The 209-nt window shown below is 59.8% G+C and carries 1 protein-coding gene; it reads left to right on the top strand.

The features are described 5' to 3' along the window. Window positions 1-209: hypothetical protein (locus tag SB756_RS36575; protein ID WP_410914161.1), on the top strand; the 209-nt coding region annotated here is incomplete at both ends.

Genomic DNA, 209 nt, shown 5'->3' on the forward strand with positions numbered 1-209 from the left:
CTGGGCATCAAGTCGGCGGTAGACGCCACCGGCGCTGCCTTCGAGAACCTGCAGTTGGGCGGTGATGCTTCGGTCAAGGTGACCGACACCATCGACGAAGTGGTGGCCAAGTTGACCGCGACGCCTTCGGTTACCGAAGGTGGCGAGATCACCTACACCATCACGCTGACCAACAAAGACGGTCTGCCGATCAACAACCATTCGGAGCT

Origin of the sequence: Pseudomonas sp. SIMBA_068, from assembly GCF_046534705.1 — a bacterium.
GTDB classification, from domain to species: domain Bacteria; phylum Pseudomonadota; class Gammaproteobacteria; order Pseudomonadales; family Pseudomonadaceae; genus Aquipseudomonas; species Aquipseudomonas putida.